This window comes from Lactiplantibacillus garii (assembly GCF_003885105.1).
GTDB classification, from domain to species: domain Bacteria; phylum Bacillota; class Bacilli; order Lactobacillales; family Lactobacillaceae; genus Lactiplantibacillus; species Lactiplantibacillus garii.
Map to the genome: position 1 here is coordinate 12,912 of NZ_QWZQ01000027.1, position 19,951 is coordinate 32,862.

General features: G+C 46.7%; 18 protein-coding genes. 11 read left to right on the forward strand and 7 right to left on the reverse strand.

Going from position 1 to position 19,951, the window contains the following annotated elements; genetic code table 11:
- Positions 1-114: 114 nt before the first annotated feature.
- Positions 115-1,326, forward strand: coding sequence for an MFS transporter (locus D1831_RS08730; protein WP_125072553.1), 1,212 nt, complete (start codon positions 115-117; stop codon positions 1,324-1,326).
- Between the two features lie 62 nt (positions 1,327-1,388).
- On the opposite strand, the gene D1831_RS08735 is transcribed toward D1831_RS08730, so the two are convergent.
- A complete protein-coding gene (locus D1831_RS08735) occupies positions 1,389-2,318 on the reverse strand; it encodes a LysR family transcriptional regulator (protein WP_125072554.1) in 930 nt (309 codons plus the stop codon).
- A 148-nt stretch (positions 2,319-2,466) separates the two neighbouring features.
- Here D1831_RS08735 and D1831_RS08740 point away from each other — a divergent pair, with 148 nt between their 5' ends.
- Genes D1831_RS08740 through D1831_RS08760 form a run of 5 tightly spaced genes read left to right on the forward strand, consistent with a single transcriptional unit; the run spans position 2,467 to position 8,605 of the window.
- Positions 2,467-3,351 carry a shikimate dehydrogenase gene (locus D1831_RS08740; RefSeq protein ID WP_125072555.1) on the forward strand — a complete coding sequence of 295 codons (885 nt, stop codon included), beginning with the start codon at positions 2,467-2,469 and terminating at the stop codon, positions 3,349-3,351.
- Positions 3,352-3,363: 12 nt separating this feature from the next.
- Complete coding sequence (locus tag D1831_RS08745) at positions 3,364-4,596, forward strand: MFS transporter (protein WP_125072556.1); 1,233 nt, start codon at positions 3,364-3,366, stop codon at positions 4,594-4,596.
- Complete coding sequence (aroD, locus tag D1831_RS08750; protein ID WP_125072557.1) at positions 4,577-5,338, forward strand: type I 3-dehydroquinate dehydratase; 762 nt, start codon at positions 4,577-4,579, stop codon at positions 5,336-5,338. Before D1831_RS08745 ends, aroD begins: the two co-directional genes overlap by 20 nt.
- 20 nt (positions 5,339-5,358) lie before the next feature.
- Complete coding sequence (locus D1831_RS08755; RefSeq protein ID WP_125072558.1) at positions 5,359-6,315, forward strand: FAD:protein FMN transferase; 957 nt, start codon at positions 5,359-5,361, stop codon at positions 6,313-6,315.
- 22 nt (positions 6,316-6,337) lie between these two features.
- Positions 6,338-8,605, forward strand: a complete 2,268-nt coding sequence (locus tag D1831_RS08760; RefSeq protein WP_404819893.1) for an FAD-dependent oxidoreductase — start codon at positions 6,338-6,340, stop codon at positions 8,603-8,605.
- Between the two features lie 57 nt (positions 8,606-8,662).
- Here D1831_RS08760 and D1831_RS08765 read toward each other — a convergent pair whose 3' ends face one another.
- Both D1831_RS08765 and D1831_RS08770 read right to left on the reverse strand, forming a co-directional pair.
- Positions 8,663-9,031 carry a pyridoxamine 5'-phosphate oxidase family protein gene (locus D1831_RS08765; RefSeq protein ID WP_125072560.1) on the reverse strand — a complete coding sequence of 123 codons (369 nt, stop codon included), beginning with the start codon at positions 9,029-9,031 and terminating at the stop codon, positions 8,663-8,665.
- 158 nt (positions 9,032-9,189) lie between these two features.
- Positions 9,190-10,323 carry an ABC transporter ATP-binding protein gene (locus tag D1831_RS08770; protein WP_125072561.1) on the reverse strand — a complete coding sequence of 378 codons (1,134 nt, stop codon included), beginning with the start codon at positions 10,321-10,323 and terminating at the stop codon, positions 9,190-9,192.
- Between the two features lie 156 nt (positions 10,324-10,479).
- Between D1831_RS08770 and D1831_RS08775 the strand changes: the two genes are divergently transcribed.
- From D1831_RS08775 to D1831_RS08795, 5 genes are all read left to right on the forward strand, one after another.
- Complete coding sequence (locus D1831_RS08775; protein ID WP_125072562.1) at positions 10,480-11,355, forward strand: helix-turn-helix domain-containing protein; 876 nt, start codon at positions 10,480-10,482, stop codon at positions 11,353-11,355.
- A 143-nt stretch (positions 11,356-11,498) separates the two neighbouring features.
- On the forward strand, positions 11,499-12,809 hold the full coding sequence (locus D1831_RS08780; protein ID WP_158610655.1) for an ABC transporter substrate-binding protein: 1,311 nt from the start codon (positions 11,499-11,501) through the stop codon (positions 12,807-12,809).
- Between the two features lie 43 nt (positions 12,810-12,852).
- Positions 12,853-13,731, forward strand: a complete 879-nt coding sequence (locus D1831_RS08785) for a carbohydrate ABC transporter permease (protein WP_125072564.1) — start codon at positions 12,853-12,855, stop codon at positions 13,729-13,731.
- Complete coding sequence (locus D1831_RS08790; protein WP_125072565.1) at positions 13,724-14,542, forward strand: carbohydrate ABC transporter permease; 819 nt, start codon at positions 13,724-13,726, stop codon at positions 14,540-14,542. Before D1831_RS08785 ends, D1831_RS08790 begins: the two co-directional genes overlap by 8 nt.
- Positions 14,543-14,770: 228 nt before the next feature.
- Positions 14,771-15,778, forward strand: coding sequence for an SGNH/GDSL hydrolase family protein (locus D1831_RS08795; protein WP_125072566.1), 1,008 nt, complete (start codon positions 14,771-14,773; stop codon positions 15,776-15,778).
- A gap of 57 nt (positions 15,779-15,835) precedes the next feature.
- On the opposite strand, the gene D1831_RS08800 is transcribed toward D1831_RS08795, so the two are convergent.
- From D1831_RS08800 to D1831_RS08815, 4 genes are all read right to left on the reverse strand, one after another.
- Positions 15,836-16,642 (reverse strand): AraC family transcriptional regulator, encoded by an 807-nt coding sequence (locus D1831_RS08800; RefSeq protein WP_125072567.1) that lies wholly within the window; start codon positions 16,640-16,642, stop codon positions 15,836-15,838.
- 92 nt (positions 16,643-16,734) lie between these two features.
- Positions 16,735-17,619 carry an ROK family protein gene (locus tag D1831_RS08805; RefSeq protein WP_125072568.1) on the reverse strand — a complete coding sequence of 295 codons (885 nt, stop codon included), beginning with the start codon at positions 17,617-17,619 and terminating at the stop codon, positions 16,735-16,737.
- Positions 17,619-18,407 (reverse strand): alpha/beta hydrolase, encoded by a 789-nt coding sequence (locus D1831_RS08810; RefSeq protein ID WP_125072569.1) that lies wholly within the window; start codon positions 18,405-18,407, stop codon positions 17,619-17,621. Before D1831_RS08810 ends, D1831_RS08805 begins: the two co-directional genes overlap by 1 nt.
- Positions 18,408-18,425: 18 nt before the next feature.
- Positions 18,426-19,673 carry a PTS sugar transporter subunit IIC gene (locus tag D1831_RS08815; RefSeq protein ID WP_125072570.1) on the reverse strand — a complete coding sequence of 416 codons (1,248 nt, stop codon included), beginning with the start codon at positions 19,671-19,673 and terminating at the stop codon, positions 18,426-18,428.
- Positions 19,674-19,951: the final 278 nt, after the last annotated feature.

The following is a 19,951-nucleotide window of genomic DNA, read 5'->3' on the forward strand; positions in this document are numbered from 1 at the left end:
CAGGCGGCTCACCCCTTGACAAATGGAACCGTTTACTCTTAAATGGTTGTTAATACATGAGCAAAAAGTGTTTTGTTACTCAATTCAAATTAAAGCAAGGCACGGGTGACTCATATGACTTCGACAGAACGAATTAAAACGACAATTTGTTTATACCTGAACTACCTCGTTCACGGCATGGCCATCGTGATTCTAGCGCAGAACATGACGGTGCTGGGACGACAATGGCACGTTAACGACGCCGGCGTTTCACTGGTCATTTCATCGTTGGGCATTGGGCGCTTGCTAGTTCTCTACCTCGCCGGCACTTTTTCCGACCGCTGGGGCCGCAAACTATTTGTCCAACTGGGTATTTTGACGTACACGTTGTTCTTCGTGGGAATCGTCATTTCGCCCAATATTTACACGGCGTACTTTTTTGGAATTTTGGCCGGCATGGCCAACTCGTTTTTAGATTCAGGGACGTATCCGGCCCTGATGGAGCTATATCCCAAGCGCCAGGCTACGGCCAACATTATGATCAAGGCGTTCGCCTCAATTGGGGAACTACTCCTGCCGATTTTAGTGGCGGGATTGGACCACTTTAATTGGTGGTACGGCTGGTCCTTCCTACTGTGCGTTATTTTGATGGCGGTTAACTTGGTCTTTCTACGCCGGCGGACTTTTCCGCAACTCTCTACGCACCCGGCTGAAAAAGCGGTTACCGATGCGACCATCAAGACGGCTTGGACCCCCAAAAAGGTTATTTTGGGCGTCGTTCTGACCATCTTCGGTTACGTTTCGATGGCGACCTTTTACCTCGTTAGTCAGTGGCTGACTAAGTACGGCAGCGATGTCATTCAGCTAAACTTAGTTCACGCGCGGATGCTGGTCAGCGTTTATAGTATCGGGTCGATTCTCGGCGTGATCGTGACCGCGGTCCTCGTTGAACGGGTCATTAAACCCGTTTGGTTCATGTTAATGGATACCTGCGTTTCGTTAGCCGCGCTGTTAGCCTTAACGCTGGTACCCGAGTGGGGCGTGGCCCTAGTGAGTTCCTTTGTTATTGGCTGCTCGGCGGCCGGTGGCGTTATGCAATTAGGGTTAACCATTATGAGTGACACCTTCCCGCGGGCGAAGGGCCGGATTACCGGGATCTACTACACGGCCAGCGGGTTAGCGTCCTTCACGATCCCGGTGGTTACCGCCTGGATCTCGCAGACGGGTATTCAAGATATTATGTGGTTTGACGTGGCCATCGCGGTCGTCGGGGTACTGTGCAGCCTGGTCGTCTTAAGCCTGGTGCACGGTCGGCAGCCGGTTGAACGGTTTGAAAAAGCAGCCTAAAAATTAAAAAGAGTGTCCTCAAAGTTGTTCACGTTGACTTTGAGGGCACTCTTTTTATGGCGTTATAACAGCCGGTTTTGGTTGGTGTAGTGTTGCCAGCAGTAACTGCGGCTGAATTCTTGAAAACGGTGAACCGACGGCGTTAAGAAGTGGTTGCGTTTAACGATTAAATAAATTTGGTGCTGCAGGGGTTGGTCGGCTAATGGTTTTAACACCACGCTGCTTTGGTCTAGCAGGGGCAGATCCGGCATGATCGCCACGCCTAAGCCGAAGCGCACGAACCCCGCCATGGTGTGGTCCTCTTCGACTTCGTAAGCAACCTTGGGTTTGACGTGGGCGCTGGCCAGAATTTGGTCGATCAACGGCCGCAACCCGCTGTTTTTGGAGAACAGGATCATCGGGTAGGGTGCCAGTTCCTTGACTTGTACGGCTTCTTTTTGGGCCAGCGGGTGCCCGGTCGGTAACGCGGCCACGATGGCTTGCTGGACGAGCGGGATAAAGTCGAATAAGTTGGCGGTGGGCTGCTCACCAAGTTTATCGACATTGGAAGCAAGGACCAGGTCGTACTTTTCGTCGGCCAGGTCCTCTAGCAGTTCGCCGGAGTTGCCCTGGCCGAGTTCAAACGTGACCGCCTGATTTTGCGGGTCCAGTTGAAACTCGGTAATGAGTTCGGGAACGAGTTGTTGGCCCATGGTGTACGTGAAGCCCAGGTTAATGTGCCCGGTATCGGGATTCATCAACTGCTGCACGAGTTCGTTGCCTTGTGATAAATCGTTTAAACTGGCCGTAATATACTTCAAATAAACCGATCCAATCGGGGTTAATTTGATGTTGCGCCCGTCTGGCTCAAATAAAGGGACGCCAACTTCTTTTTCAAGCTTTTTAATGGCGTAGCTCAAAGAAGGCTGGGAAATGCCGAGGTTCTCGGCAGCCTTAGCCATGTGCTGCGTCCGGGCTAATTCTTTAAAAAATTCCAAATGCCTAAGATTCAAACTAATGATACCCCTTTCATTCATAAACAAATTCGATTGATTAAGCAACGTATTCATATTTATTATATTAAAGCATTTTGTTACGATAACAAGTGAATTGAGTAACAAATCAACAAAAAATTTAAAAATATTTTAGGAGTGGATTAACATGACAGAACGTATTGATGGACACACTTTATTAATTGGCTTAATGGCATACCCGATTCGGCACTCGATGTCACCAACCATGCACAACAACGCTTTTGCAAAATTAGGGTTAAATTACGCTTACCTGGCTTTTGAAGTGGGCAACGACCAGTTACCTTCTGCCATTGAATCGATTCGGACTCTAGATATGCGTGGGTCGAACATCTCCATGCCCAACAAGCAAAAGGTGATCCCGTTGCTTGATAAGTTGGACCCGGCCGCTGAAATGGTCGGCGCGGTCAACACGATCGTTAACGATGACGGGGTTTTGACCGGTTACACGACCGACGGGATCGGCTTTATGAAGTCCTTAGACGACGAAGGCATTGACATTCGCGGTCACAAGATGACCTTAGCGGGTGCCGGTGGTGCCGGAACGGCGATTGCGGTTCAAGCTGCCTTAGACGGCGTGAAGGAAATGTCGATCTTTAACCAACACGACGCGGAATGGGAAAACGCTAAGCGCAACGTCGCTTTGATCAACGAAAAAACCGATTGCCACGCAACCTTACACGAATTAGAAGACCGTGACGATTTTAAGAAAGAAATTCAAAGTTCATTTATCTACACCGATTCAACCGGCGTTGGGATGAAGCCGTTGGAAGACAAGACCTTGGTTGACGACCCAACCTGGTTTAACAACCCCGATTTAGTGGTCTTTGACACGGTTTACGCACCCCGTGAAACTAAGTTAATGCGGGTCGCAAAACAAGCCGGTGTTAAGCACGTCTTTAACGGCTTAGGCATGATGCTGGAACAGGGTGCCGCCGCCTTCAAACTTTGGACGGGCGAAGACATGCCAGTTGACTACATCCGTCACATTTTATTCGATGACGATCAAAAATAATGAGGTTCTAATATGAAAAATAAGTATATGCCGACTGCCATCAGCCTGTATTTGAACTATTTCATTCACGGGATGGGCGTCATTATCTTGGCACAAAATATGGAGGCCCTCGCTAAGCACTGGAATACCACTACCGGGGGCGTGGCCGTAGTCATTTCTTCCTTGGGAATTGGGCGGCTGATCGTATTGCTGGTTTCCGGCTGGTTATCCGATAAGTTCGGTCGTAAGCCGTTCGTTATTTTAGGGGTGATCACCTACCTGCTGTTCTTCGGCGGAATCTTAATGAGTACGTCGATTGCGGTAGCCTACGTCTTTGGGATCTTGGCCGGGATTGCCAACTCCTTCTTAGACTCCGGGACGTACCCCGCTTTAATGGAAATGTTCCCCGAATCCAAGGGGACGGCTAACGTTATTATCAAAGCTTTCATCTCCGTTGGTCAGTTTGGGCTACCCCTGTTAGTCAGCTTCTTAGTAGCTGGCAATTACTGGTACGGCTGGTCCTTTATTCTATGTATTGTCGTTTTGTTAGCCAACCTGATCTTCATGGCCGCTGCCGGCAAGTTCCCGGTTGCTAACCAGGATGCTAAGGTTGAAGAAAAGGCTGCCGCAGCCGATGATCAACCCGTTTCTAAGGGTAACTTATGGTTTGACGGAACGCTGTTCATCCTTTATGGTTACGTTTCACAAGCAACCTTCTACCTCGTTAGTCAGTGGCTCAGTCAGTACGGCGCCAAGGTTGCCGGAATGGGCGATGCCAGTTCTCGGGCTTTGATCAGTTACTACAGTGTCGGTTCGATCGTCTGTGTACTGGTCACCGCCGCGTTAGCTAAGCGCGCCGTTAAGGAAATTCAATTTTTAGGGGTTTACACCTTAATTTCGTTCGTTTCATTGCTATTGATGTACTTGTTCCCAACGGCCATCATGTGTTCCATCATGTCATTTGTCGTGGGGTTCTCCGCCGCTGGTGGGGTCATGCAACTTGGCTTGACGGTCATGTCGACCTTCTTCCCATCCGGCAAAGGAACGATTACCGGGGCGTTTTACACGGCCGGATCGATTGCTTCCTTCACGATTCCGCTGGTTACCGGGATGATGTCAACCAACCTGGCCAACATCTTCTTATTCGACGTCATCATCGCGTTAGTTGGGTTCGTCCTAGCCGTCTTGATTACGGTACGTTACTACCACTTATTTGGTAAAACTAATCAAAAGGGGGTTGCCACTAATGGAGCAACCAGTCGTTAAATTACGTAACTTAAGTTTGGGGACCGGTCGTCCCAAGTTGGCCGTCCCGATTACGGGGAAAACGACCGCCGACATTTTAGCCGCGGTCGACCCCATTAAAGCCGCCGACCCGGACGTGGTCGAATGGCGGATCGATTTCTTTGAAGGCGTGACCGACGTTAAGCAACTTCAACAAACTGGTCAGTGGTTACGCAGCGCGCTTGGTTCAATTGCGCTGCTGACTACCTTCCGGACTAAGGGTGAGGGTGGCGAACTCGAGCTGAGTGACGCCGATTACTTCACCGTTTGTGAGAACGTCTTAGCCGGTAATTTCACCGACGCGTTGGACGTTGAACGGTACCACGACGAAGCCGCCGTTAAGGGCTTGGTTGCCAAGGCCCACGCGAACCACGTCGTCGTGATCATGAGTAACCACGATTTTGACAAAACGCCGAATAAGAAGGACCTGGTTGGTCGGTTGACCAGCATGGTGGCTTTCGGGGCCGACGTCGCTAAAATGGCGGTCATGCCGAAATCGGCCGACGACGTGTTAACGCTGTTAGCCGCCACCAACGAAGCCCACAAAACGTTGTCACAACCCGTGATTACGATGTCCATGGGTGATCTGGGAAAGGTTTCCCGGCTTTCCGGTGAAGTCTTCGGTTCCTGTTTATCCTTCGCGACGGTCGGTGCGGCTTCCGCTCCCGGTCAAATTGCGTTGGACCACCTCAGGCCCGAATTAGAAGACTTAAAACTTAGTTAATTAAAAAGGGGGTTACGTGGATGACCGTTGCACAGAAAAAGTACGTTTCGCAATTTACCATGATGGGTACCGTCATCTCACTGACCCTGTTTGAACCACGACAGACGGTGGTTGAAGCCGTCTACGACTACTTAGCACAAATGGACCGGGTCTTTTCGGTGAACCGGTCCGATTCTGAATTAAGTGCTGTGAATCAGGACGCGGGGCAGCATGCCGTTACGGTCAGCCCCGGCTGTTTTGACCTGATTCGCGACGCCGTTGACTATTCCCGGCAACACGCGGACAGCTTTAACGTGTTGATTGGCCCGCTGGTAAAACTATGGAGAATTGGTTTTGGTGGTCAGCAAGTTCCGGACCAATCCGCGATTGAACAACGCTTACAACTGATGACTCTCGATCAGGTGGAATTAAACGCTACACGCCGTAGCGTTTTCTTGAAACGGGCGGGAATGCAGCTCGACCTTGGTGCCATTGCCAAGGGTTACTTTGCCGACCAAATTGTGGCGCAGTTAGCCGGTGTTGGGATCAAGAGCGCCATCGTTAATCTAGGTGGCAACGTGAAGTTACTGGGTTCCAATCCGTTAAGTCCGGATGGTCAGTGGCAGGTCGGCGTCCAGGCCCCGGCCGCGCCACGGGGTTACCCGGTTTTACAGGTGCAAATGTCCGCTAAAACGGTGGTTACTTCCGGGATCTTTGAACGTTACTTCGAAGTTAACGGTCACCGTTATCACCACATTCTGGATCCTCAGACCGGTTATCCGGTTGAAAATCAGTTAGACCAAGTGACCGTGATCACTGACCAGTCCGAACTGGCCGAAGTGTTATCAACGGTGACCTACTTTAAAGGACCACGAGCCGGGGCAGCTTTGATTGAAAAGCTGCCCGGTACCGAAGCTATTTTTATTGATCGTCAGCAGCAAGTAACGGTTACAAGTGGCTTGCAACCGCGACGCAAAGGAGTGTTTTATATTGAGTAATGAACAAGTAAAGGGCCAAGCGATGGGCCACAACGGGATCATCAATTACGAAGTTGACCTACAGGATAATAAAATTGAGGATTTAAAGATTTTAAAGCATTCCGAAACGTCCGGGATCTTTAACCAAGTCATTGATAAGCTGAAACATAACATTATTACCGAACAGTCGTTTGACGTGGATACGATTAGCGGGGCGACCGTCATGACGCAGGCCCTCCTAAGTTCGGCTGACAAGGCGGTGGAAGCCGCGGGAATCAACGTTAAACCGACGCCAAAAGCTAAAGCAACGGACACCACGAAGCGTTATAAAACCGACGTTTTGATCATTGGTGGCGGTGAAGCTGGTTTAGTTGCCGGTTGCCGCGCTTTAGCCCTGGGCCAAAAGGTTATCTTGGTCGAAAAGAACGGCTACATGGGTGGCGCAACCATCCTGAATGGTTCCAACGTGGTTGGGACTGGATCGAACGTGGCCGCTCAGATTTTTGATAATAACCACGATACGCCGGAAATGCTGGCCCAAGACGTTAGTCGCGAAAGCTTGGAAACCAACTACCCCGCTTTGACCGACTTAATGGTTCATAACATTGGTTCTGCCATTGATTTCGTCAGCGAGTTTGCCGACCTGCACTACCAAAAAGCGCAGACCCAAACACCAGAACACTCAATTAACCGGCAGATTGAATTACCAAGTGCCAGCAGCTTTGAATTTATTCAAAAAGTGTCCAAAGCCTTTACCGCGGCGGGCGGTCAAATTCTGTTGGACACCCGGGTTGAAGAGTTGACCTTTAACCGTAACCACGATTTAAACGGGGTCGTGGCTAAGCAACACGACCTGACCGTTAAGATCAAGGCTAAGTCCGTTGTCTTAGCTACTGGTGGGCACGGTGCCAACCAAAAGATGCGCGGGGACGAAAGCAAAGGGATCGACTACTACGGTCCAATGACGTCGACCGGTGACGCCTACCAGTTTAACGACGTTCTTGATTTACAGACCCACGACTTGGGTTGGTACAAGATTTACCCACACGGGGTGGAAGTTGAACCCGGCGTGGCCAAACTGACCACCTACGCTTCTAAGGAAGCTACCGATATGGGCGCGATCTACGTTAACAGTAAGGGTGAACGGATCGTCAACGAATCCAACGTTTACACCGCCTTCCGTAACGCCATTCTCAAGCAGGATGACAAGGTTGCCTACTTAGTGATGGACGAACGGACATGGAAGAAAGTTTACGATTTACTAGTCTTGCACGACTTTACACCGCAAGAAATCAAACAATTCTTCGCCGACCCAACGAAGCGCCCGGTTTTTGTTAAGGGTGACTTACAGACGGTCGCTAAGGAAGCGGGGATTGACGGGACGGCTTTAGCCGCGACCGTGCAGCGGTACCAGGACTTCGTGAAGAATGGTCACGACCAGGAATTCGGCCGGGACCCACAGTTCTTACACCAGTTTGAAGGCCAAACTTTCTACGTGATTGAACAACGCGACCGCTTTGCGACGACGTTAGGTGGTTACAGCGTTAACGCTGACAATCTCCAGTTGCTAACAACGAAAAACGCGCCGGTCGCGAACTACTTCGGTGCCGGTGAGGTTATCGGCGGCGCCAACGGGCACGATTCAATGCCAAGCATGATGAATACTTGGGGCATTTCGTCCGGTTACGTAGCCGGCGCGGCGGCGAGTGCAAACGCTAAGCGTCAAACTGCCGCTGGCGATGACGAAGCCAACATCGTGGCCATCGTGGGCACTAACGCCTCCAAGTCGTATAACCGCAAGTTGCTGTTTGCGATGAAGGACTTGTTCGAAACCGAAGTTAACTTTGAAATTTGTGAAATCAAGGACCTGCCACTCTTTAACGAGGACGACCTCGATCAAGAACCAGCGAGCGTTAAAGCTTTAGCCGCTAAGGTTGAAGCCGCGGACGGCGTTGTGATCGGGGTGCCCGAATACGACCACTCCGTACCAGCCGCTTTAAAGAGTGCTTTGGAATGGTTGTCCAGCGCGGAACACCCGTTTAAGGACAAGCCGGTTATGATTGTCGGGACCTCCTTAGGAATTCAAGGAACGGTTCGGGCCCAAATGAACCTGCGCCAAATTCTGGATTCACCGGGGATGGACGCGAAGGTCATGCCGGGGAACGAATTTATGTTGCCACAGGCTGGTACCAAGTTTGACGAACACGACCACTTAAACGATGACGGCAGTGAACACTTCTTAAAACAGTGCTTTAGCCACTTCTTAGACTATTTACCTGCTGATACTAAAACGGCTGTTACTAGCCATTAACGGCTCAAAAAAGGCCTTGCCACCGACTATACGCGGGGGCAAGGCCTTTTTGACTGGCTAGATTTTTTGTTCGATGTCATTAACGGTCACGACCAAAACGGCGCGAATCCAGTCAAATTCAGCTTTCATTTCGTTAAAGTAGGCGCCGGCGGTTTGGAACTCGCCGGTACCGTGGACGTGGAACCCACAACCAGTGCCGGTCGTGCCGGGAACTTGGTAACTCCCAACCGCAATGGTCAGGTGGTTGTCGGTTGGAAAATCATTTTCAATGGAGTGCATTCCGGCAGACGGGATTAGCAAAGTGTGGTCGTCGACAACGTGGATGTAGTGACTCCAAGTGTTAACGACGTGGGCCGGGTGGGCATTTACTGTGACGATGGTGGCTGGGGTGGTTGCTTTGATAACTTTTAAAAATTTAGGATCCATGGGGAACGCTTCCTTTACACTAATTCTAATAATATATCAATTTCAATACATTATAATAATTTTAGGACCGCTTTTCAAACGATTGGCTTACAAAAAAAGCCCGACCAATTTACGGATCTAGGGTTCCGCAAACTTGGTTGGGCTTGGATTATGAATGTTTATTCAGTTACCGTTTCGGCAACCATGTTGTCAATTGAAAGTTCTGATTTGGCATCGAAGAAGTGGGCCTTATTCAGGTCAAAGCCCATATCCATCTTAGTGCCGGGTTGTTCAAAGTCCCGGGCGTTGACTTTAGAAACAAATTCGGTTTGGCCGACCTTGCTGTAAAGTTGTGATTCGGCACCTAATAATTCGGAAACGACGATTTCGGCGTGAATGGTATTTTCAGGGAAAGTTTCCAAAAAGGCGTTTTCAGTGTGAATATCTTCTGGCCGAATACCGAGGATGAAGGACTTGCCATCGTAACCGGCGGCCTTTAAAGCCTTTAAGCGGCCTTCGGGAACCTTTAACGTAAAGCCGTCTTTATCATCGGTGATCTTACCGTTGTTTAGGGAAACGTTAAAGAAGTTCATGGCCGGCGCACCGATGAAGCCCCCAACGAAAACGTTGGCAGGTTTATCGTAAACTTCGGACGGGGTTCCGACCTGTTGAATCTTCCCGTCACGCATGACGACGATCCGGTCAGCCATGGTCATGGCTTCGGTTTGGTCGTGGGTAACGTAAATGGTGGTGGTGTTTAAATCTTGGTGCAACTTGGCAATGGAAGCCCGCATGGAGACCCGTAACTTGGCATCCAAGTTAGAGAGGGGTTCGTCCATTAGGAAGATCGGGGCGTCACGCACGATGGCCCGGCCTAAGGCAACCCGTTGCCGTTGACCACCTGAAAGGGCGGCTGGTTTACGTTGTAAGTATTCCGTTAAGCCTAAGATTTCCGCGGCGTGCTTGACCCGCTTATCGATCTCGGCCTTATCCTTCTTTTGAATCTTTAACCCGAAGGCCATGTTGCCGTAAACGGTCATGTGAGGGTACAGCGCGTAGTTTTGGAAAACCATCGCAATTTGACGTTCTTTTGGTGGCAACTTGTTACTCTTTTTACCATTGATAATCAAATCACCCTTGGAAATGTCCTCCAAACCGGCGATCATTCGTAACGTCGTGGACTTCCCACAACCAGAGGGGCCGACGAATACAATGAATTCTTTGTCCTTAACGTCCAGGTTAAAATCGGTGACGGAGTAGTCGTCCGCGCCGTCGTACTTTTTATAAATGTGTTTTAAATTTACTTCAGCCATTTTAGGTCACGTCCTCGTTCGTTTTAAATTTCATAATTGATTATAGTTTGAAAGCGCATACAAAGATATGCTAATCTTGAACAAAAGAAGTAAAATAGTTTTGGCAGTTTGCACAAAACTATTACTAAAAGTTTTACTTGTTAGGAGCGGAATGTGATGGAGATTAATCAAGTAAAAACGATTTTTCCGCAGGCGGTACTACGTGCGGACCCGGTGGAAAATGACCAATACTTAAACTTTCCGGTGGGAAACGAATGGCTGATCCTCCCCGCAAACGGGGTGAGTGGGCGCGAAATTGCCCTGTTAAAACTACTACTTAATGATCAGAGTACGTCCCAGACACTGTTAGCTAACGGGCACCGCTGGTTTCGCCGACTATTCTTAGGTGAAAAGGGACCGGCGACGTCGCAACAAATGGTCCGTGTGATCCAGATTCAAATTATTAATCAGGACCCAGCAATTACCCCGACTAAGTGGTTGACCGCGTTCCAGTCAATGTTTGAGCACCCCTTATTAGATGCGTTTTTAATTAGTACGGACACGGCCATCGCGGTGGAAAAACTGAACGGGAAAGTGTTTGCTAGTGACGACTTTTTGGGCATTAGTCAAACGTTAGACGACGACTTTTACTGCACGTCGAAACTGTATGTCGGACAGTATTGGCCGGCCGATAATAATCTTGGAGCGGTGTTTGCCCGTGAACGGGAACTGTTCCAGTTCCAAGTGCAACAAAACACGAGTCGGCGCGTGTTTACCATTGCTAACAGCATTTTGAAGTACTGTTTTGAAAAGCAGCTCAGTCAAAACGAATTAATCGTCCGCAGCAAGCACGAACTCCTGTCGTTACCGGACGCCCGTGAGACGATTACGAGTCTATACCAAAATGGTGGTAACGTCAGCAACACCGCGAAACAACTGTATGTTCACCGTAATACCTTACAATACCGCATTCGGAAATTTCAGCAGGCGACTGGTTTTGATTTGAAAGATATGAACGATTTGTTGTTCTGTTATTTGCTGACATTTGAATAAAAAAGCAAGTAAAACAGGTAAAAACCGAGAAACGTTATATTTTTACTAAATTTCGTGATAAAAATCCGGTTGACGTTAACTGAAAACGGTTACATAATAAGGACTGTTAAAACATACAGGTTGTAAAAAAGGAGGAAACAATGATGAAAAAGTTTACTAAAGCCCTATTAGGAGTAGGGGTAGTATTGGCAAGTACCACGTTATTAACAGCATGTGGTAACTCGTCGAGCTCTTCATCAAAATCAGGAACCACCACCGTAACAATTTGGGCGGATGATCCTAATTTCACGGTACCAAATATGAAAACTGCGGTTAAGATGTATAACGCAGAACACAAGAATTCAGGGGTTAAGTTTAAGGTTCAGACCCAGGGTGATTACGTTACTAAGTTGCAAACCGTTTTATCAGCTGGTAAGCAAAGTAGTTTTCCTAACATTGTAACGATTGAAGATTATAACGCACAAAAGATGCTATCTTCATATACTAAGTATTTCAATACTAACAGTGATATTAATTTAAATAATTTCTCAGGTTATAAGAAGAATATCGTTACTTATCAAGGTAAAACTTACGGGGTACCATTTGATTCAGGTGTTTCAGCTTTATACTACCGGAAAGATATTTTTGCTAAATACGGTGTAAAGGCTAAGGATTTAAACAACATTACTTGGGACCAATTCATCAAACTTGCTGAAAAGGTTAAAAAAGGCAGTGGTAAGGAAATCTTAGGTACTGGTACTTTGTTAGGTCAAGATCCAGATATGATTCGTCAAATCCTACAATCAACTGGTAACTGGTACTTCACTAAGTCAGGTAAGTTGAACGTTAACTCAACGGCCTTCAAAGAAACCATTAAGACAATTAAGAAATTAAACGATGCTGGTGTTATTAAAGGTTACAGTGACTTTAATAGTCGGAACAAGGCCGTATTTAATGGTAATGACCTAGCCATTGTTGAAGGTGCTTGGTACTTACCAACTATCAAGTCTGATAAAAACATGAAAGGCAAATGGGGCGTTGCTACGGTACCACGTGTCGCTGGTGTCAAAGGTGCTGTAAACTCCACTAACGAAGGTGGTTCTAGCCTTTACGCATTAAATACTGGTAACGCTAAGGCCGATAAAGCTGCTAAAGAGTTCTTGAAGACGATGTACGATGGTAATTCTAAGTTTTATGCCAAAGTCTTGAAGGATCAAGCCGCGATTACGACTTACAAGCCTGCTAAGAAGAACAAGGAATGGAAGCAAACTGATCCGTTCGTTGGTCAAAAAGTTAACCAATACTTTGCTACTAACATGAATAAGATTCCAGCCGTTTCATATGGGATTCACTCCGTTGAATTGGAAACTGTTTTCCAAAGCAATTTGGGTAACTATTACTCAGGTAAGACGAGCTTGAACAGCACAATCAATAAGATTCAAAGTGCATACAAGACGCAGGTTAACAGCAACTAGTACTCACTATAGTTGATATTTGTAGTTTGGGAGGGTATCAAACATGAACGGTGTAAATGAGAGAACGAATCGGATTGGTTGGTGGTTCATCGGCCTATCAATTATCGGTTTTGTAGTCTTCATGCTCTATCCAATTTTAAATTCTGTTAAATTGGTGTTTTCATCAATTTCCGGGGATAGTAGTACGTTTGTGGGCTTTGGTAACTTTGTCCGGTTATTTCATGACAATGTTTTCTGGAGTTCACTTGGGAATTCATTCCTTTTCTTAATCGTAGAAGTTCCAATTATGCTGATTTTTGCGATTGTGTTAGCGGTTGTATTGAATTCCAAGAAACTAAAACTTAGAGGCTTTTGGCGGTTATTAATTTTCTTACCATGTGTCACGTCATTAGTTTCTTACTCAGTTTTATTCAAAATGTTATTTTCAAGTGATGGCTTAATTAATACGTTCCTGATGAATACGTTACACGTCATCTCAGCACCAATTCCGTGGTTAACGGATCCTGTAATGGCTAAGGTTGTTATTATTTTAGCTTTACTATGGCGGTGGACCGGTTATAACATGATTTTCTTCTTAGCCGGACTACAAAACGTATCTGAGGAAATTTACGAAGCTGCAGAAATCGATGGGGCATCCAAAGTCCAACAATTTTTACACATCACTTTACCAGCATTACGGCCAATCATTTTATTTACAGCTGTGCAATCAACAATCAGTACGTTGCAATTATTTGATGAACCAATGAATATTACTGCCGGTGGACCAAACAACTCATCGATGACGATTGCGATGTATATTTACAACGTTTCCTTCAAGTTCGTGCCAAACTTTGGCTACGCGGCTTCATTGTCCTACGTTGTGATGTTTATCATCTTAATTCTCTCATTAATACAGATGAAGGTGGCGAAGAACGATGACTAGTAAAGTAAGTTCATTTTTTAAATATCTATTTATTATCATCTGCTCTTTCATTAGTGTGTTCCCGTTCATTTGGATGATTATCGGATCTACTAACTCTTCAAGTCAAATTATTGCCGGAAAAATGTCGTTTGGTGATCAATTCATGAATAATTGGCACCATACGTTTGCCCAAACGGCGGTGGTCCAAGATTTTTGGAATAGTTTAAAAATTGCGGTTTTAGTTACGGTACTGTCAATCATTGTTTCAGCTTTGGCTGCTTATGGTTTCCAAATCTACCGTTCACGTGGTAAGAATTGGATTTATTCCATCTTTATCGCATCAATGATGATTCCATTTTCAGTGTTAATGATTCCACTGTACCGAATGATGACTAACTTTGGCTTAGTTAACAATGCGTGGGCGGTTGTTTTACCATCCATTCTCTCTGTTTTCTTGATTTTCTTCTTCCACCAAAGTTTGGAAACTTTCCCGATTGATACCATTGAGTCTGCCCGAATTGATGGTGCTAACGAGCTTAAGATTTTCTGGAGCGTTGTATTACCACAATTACGGTCTACGTTTGCCGCTGCGGCTATTTACTCCTTCATGGGTGCCTGGAACAATTATATGTGGCCATTAATCGTCTTGCAGAGTGATGACCAAAAGACGTTACCACTGTTAATTTCAGGATTATCTGCAACAACGAACTTCTCAATTGATTACGGGATTATCATGGTTTTGATTATCATTTCAACCATTCCAATTTTCGTTATCTTCCTCTTCCTGCAGAAGTACTTCGTTCAAGGTATGACGGGTGCTAATAAAGGATAGGCTTTAGAAAATGGTTGTTATCAATGACTAGTTGGTTTTAGTTATTACCCCCAACCTTTCCGCTAGTTAGTAGCTTGTGTCGATTATGAAGATTATTAGGCCCACTCCTATTGGTATCATAATTGAGTAAACTAATATTGAAACAACGTATTTGTAAAGTTATGAAAGCGGTATTTCGTTGATCGAAATGCCGCTTTTTATTAATTTAGTGATATAGGAGATTAAATTATGCTTGGTGAACATGCTTTTAATAATTTTAATTGTGCAAATAGACTTAGCTTTAAACCGGCAAATGCAAACTTTAAATCCGTCCCTAGCGCTTATTTTCAAGGCCGGTGGTTTGAACAAAGTACGGGCAAAGAGACCGTAGTAAGCACGATTACGGAAGGATCGTCCCTGTTTTTTCAATTTGAAGGAACGCATTTGGAAATTGATTTTAAAGTTCTACAAACGATGTGTATTGTTGCGGTGTCAATTGACCATCAAGTTTACCGTAAAATGCCCGCAACGGAACGATGCATTGTATCAAAGTGTTTGAATCCAGGGAAGCATGAAGTCAGGGTAGTTGTTGATGCTATCAAAGAGACGGATGACCTTTGGTATGGTGGAAAGGGTTTGGCAGTGCGGTCAATTGTGGCGGAAAAGGTACGGCCAATCAAACCGACTAATAAAGTTGCTTGGTTTCTAGGAGATTCGATTACGGCGGGGATTCATGTAAATGGTGATCCCGAACCGGAAACAAATAGTTACATTCAGTCTTATGGCAACATTGCTTCTGAAAATCTAAAGTTAACGAATATTCCAATGGCGTTTGGAGCAACCGGAGTAACCACGGGGGGCTCCGGGGATGTCCCCAAAGCGATTGAGTACTTAGACTTTGCAATGAATGGTGTTCAAGTAGATTGTGACCAGCCAGATATTTGTATTGTTAATTATGGGACTAACGATCGAACTAACCGTAACTTATTTCCAGCTGAATTTAAAACGTTTATGATGGCACTAAGCCAAAAGGTTCCAGGTGTGCCGATTGTGGTTTTACGGCCGTTCGTAGGAGACTTTGCGGCGGAAATTCAGGCGGCTATAGCAGGTGTACCAAATACTATCTATGTTGATACTCAAAATTGGCAGTTTGAACGTACGGATGGGTTACATCCAAACGCCGTGGGTTCTAAAAAACTAGGGCTATACCTAGCGGAAAAGTTAAGAAGCCGGTTTGAAAATGACTTTTTTGAATAGTTGAATTAAATAACGCCCGGATAAAGTTAATTAAACTAACTTTATCCGGGCGTTATTTTAGAAGTAAAAGTGCCGGAACTTTCCGGGTGTAATGTGCTCAAAGCGCTTAAAGACGGAAATGAAGTGGCTGTTGGTGTTGAAGCCGACCATCTTGCCGACTTGTTCGACGGAGTACTTGGAATTATTAAGCAGCAGTTCCTTGGCCTTTTGAATGCGGTACTGTAGTAAGTACTGGTGCGGTGAAGTCCCCGCAAACTTACGGAAAACTTCCAAAATGTACTGTTCACTGTAATTGGAAAACTCAGCAAAATCGTTGTTTTCTAAGTCTTCGCTGTAGCGGTCGTGGATTAACTGGATAATTGGTTCGATCACGTTTTGATAAATCGGCTGGTTGCGCGGATTGGTGATCATGTGGCGTTTTAATAATAGTAGGAAACTGTAAACTAGTTCAGACGACTGATAAATTTTTAACGGGTCCGGATCCTCGATGGCTAAGTGGTGGTCCTTAATGAAATCGAAAACCTGGTCGTCTTGTTCCTTGATCAGTAGGTAATCGTGAAAGCCGAGCATGGCCGTTGCTTCCGCGATTAAAGCACCCCCAAAAGTGAAAAATTCGGTCTGCCAGTCGCCGCCAGTGGAATGGTAAGCGTGCGGGATGCCCTGATTGATCAGCAGTCCCTGCCCCGCTCCGAGTAAAAAGGTGTGGTCACCCACGGTTACTTCACCGGTGCCGGATAAGCCTTGCAGCCAATGCACGTACGGGTAACCGTGGGGCCGGTTGATATCTTCTTGGTGCCAGTCGTAACCAATACTGTCCACGAAAAACGGTAACGACCGGTCGGTAACACGAAAACTGTAACGCATGGTAAAATGGCCCCCAAACTTAATCTAACTAATTTTATAATAGCACGCGTCACTCAATGATGCGGGTGGCACGTGCTGTAGAATTGCAAACCTTAATTTTCTGGATAAGTCGTCATAAAGTCCACCGCCGCGCCGCGCAGGTTGGCGCCGTCGGTGAAGGCACACGGCACCACAACCGGATCAAACGGGGCGATTTTTACGATGGCCCGAATCTTTTTAATTTCTGCGAGTACCCCGGGGATCAATTCGGGGTTGTTCGATACCGCGCCCCCGAGGACGATTTTTTCGGGATCAAAACTATACTGTAGGTTATAAATGGCCTTAGCAAGGGCGGCGTACATCGTGTGAACTTCGGCTTGTGCGGCGGCGTTGCCCTGGTCGGCCAGGGTGAAGACGTCCTTACCGGTGTAAGTTTGGCCGTCGTTGACCCGTTGTGTGTAACGGTTGCCCACTTGTACGGGTGAGCCTAGTTCACTCAACGTGTGCTGATCATCAACTAACGTGTAGCCTAGTTCACCACCAAAGAGGTGGGCACCGTGTTGAACTTGCTTATGTTCAATAATGGCACCACCGATCCCGGTACCAATGATCATGAAAATGAGGTTATCCACGTCCTTACCGGCCCCCGCGGCCACTTCGGCTAACGCGGCGCAGTTGGCGTCGTTTTCAATGGTCACCGGTAGACCGAACTTTTCGACTAACGCCGAATGGATGTCAAAGTGGTGGATGTACGGAATGGCGCTGGCGCCTTCAATTTGCCCACTTTGTTTGTTAACGGCTCCCGGAGAACTGATACCGACTCCGGTGATGGCGTAGTCTTGCTTCATCCGTTCAACCGCACTGGTCAGTACGGTATAAAATTCAGCTAACGTTGTGGGTGTTGGGATGGCGGGGTAGTTGTGGACCTGATTGTCCGCCCATGCTCCGAGTTTGATGCTGGTCCCACCAACGTCAATTAAGCCAATTGTTTGTGTCATTATTTAGTACCTTCCTTATTTAGTAAAATTGTTTTAAACCAGTCCATGATCGTGGGGAGCTGGTGATCCCAGAACTTGAAATCGTGGTTACCGGGTCCTTCGAGGTAAGTATAGCGCTCCTTAAAGGCCGTCGCTAAGACGGGACGGATTGCCTGGTTCATTTGGTACAGAAAGTCTTCGGTGCCCACCGTTTGCAAGACGTGGAGTTGGTTTTGCGGTAGGTGGGTGGCTAAGTAGTTAATATCGGCCGGAGTCTCATGCAGGTCAGTTTGGCTAAAAATCAACGACCAGTCGGGAACTAAGTTGGGATTATCCTGACCAAACTGGGTCACATCCATGACACCGGACAAAGCGGCAACCGCCGCAAACCGGTCGGGATGGGTAAACGCCCACTTATACGCACCGTAACCGCCCATGGACGCTCCGGCCACGAAGTTTTTGTGGGGATCGAGTGAGAGCGGGTAAAAGAAGCGCATCCGCTGGGGCAGTTCTTCGGTAATAAAGTGCCAGTAACGGCCTCCCGCGGCCATATCCGTGTAAAAGCTGCGTTCAGCTCGCGGCATCACAACTGCAAAGCCCGTATCGCTTGCGTAGCGTTCAATCGATGTGTAGCGTAAGAACATTGATTCATCATCAAACAGGCCGTGAAGTAACCAGACGACCGGCAGACGGTGGTCAACGGCTTGGAGCGGCACGTCGTTGCCAACTTTGGATTCCGGCAAAATGACGACGGCGGTCGTATTCATTTGTAATTCATTTGAATAAAACGTGGTTTGATGTAAAGACATCGTAAAAAACCTCCTAAATCAATTCAGTGATGCGGATGCTGACCGTTCGCGCTGCCAAGTCTGACGGTCATAGGCGTGGAAGAACGGCCAATAAAGGCCAACGGCAATGATTAATTCAACGAGTTGCCAGACCGCCGCCCGCCAGTCACCCCCGGTAATTAAGAACCCGTTTAAAATCGTTGGGGTGGTCCACGGGACTTGGGCCACAACCATCCCAATGAGGTGGGCGCGCATTAAGCCGTACGTTAAGCCCTGTAAAATAATGGGAATTCCGATAAACGGAATCACTAAGGTGGGGTTCATGACGACCGGCAGTCCAAAAACGACCGATTCGCTAATGCCGAAAGTGGATGGCAATAAGCCCATTTTACCGAGCTCCTTAAAGCGCTTACTTTTAGCGGTGAACGTACACAGGGTCAACGCTAAAATGGCACCAGTTCCACCAATATTCATGCCAAAATTTAAAAAACCATCCGCGGTGATACGGGTAACGGCGTGGCCGTTTACGGCGTTTAAGCCGTTAGTAATTAGGGATTGTAAGAAAAACGGACTTAAAATGGCACCAATCACATTATTACCATGAATTCCCAGGACCCACAAGAGTAAGGTGCAAAATAGAACGATCAGAATGCCCGCTAAACTGTTGAACAAGGCAATTAATGGGGCAAAGATTAGTTGAATCACCGTGTTGATGGGGAGTGGGCACCACCATTGTAGTAAGCCCAGCACGAGTAACACCACGAGTGCGGGCAGAACGCTTAGAAATGATGCGGGAACTGCTGGTGGTAAGTTACCGGTGTGCTGAAGTTTGACATTGTGGTTAGTCAACCACTGTAGGCTCTCAATGGCGAGTATTGGAATAATAATGGCAGTGAAGAAGCTTTGGGGGCCAAACGCCGCGACGAATAAGTGGCCGGTCGGGGTTAAATTAACCATTAAATAGGCAATAATTCCGATGCTAGTTCCCGTTTGGGGGCTTAGCTGATTCAACTTAGTGGCTGCAAAACTCATGTTAACGGCCAATAGTAATGAAAAGTAGTTGAAAATTAAGTTGATTGGAATTTTTAATTGCGGCAGAACTGGTTGAATCAAACGTTGCCACCCGCCAACCGGAAGCTGCGTCACGATAATGAACAGACTACCAATTAAGACTAGTGGACCGATGAACCCGAGTCCCATGTTTAAAATTAAGAGCGCTTTCAAATTGCTGAATTTAGTTAGGACCGGGTCGAGCGCTAATTGCATTTTTTCCATTAACTTTGCCATGCGTGGATGCCTCACTTTGCCCCTACCTTAGCATGCCAAACCAGTCTTGTAATTAAGCAAAAGTAGTAAAAAATACCTGATATTGAAACTGAAATATAGTGTATTTAGCTTGCTTTAACAATAATAAGATAAAATAATGCCAAAATACTTAACTTTAAAGTTTATGACATTTTTTTATAAAAAGGGTTTGAATTATGCTAGGAGTTGAGTGTACAATGTAAGCGTTAACTTGATTTAGTTGAATAAAACAACCAACTTACCTACTAATCATAGTTAGC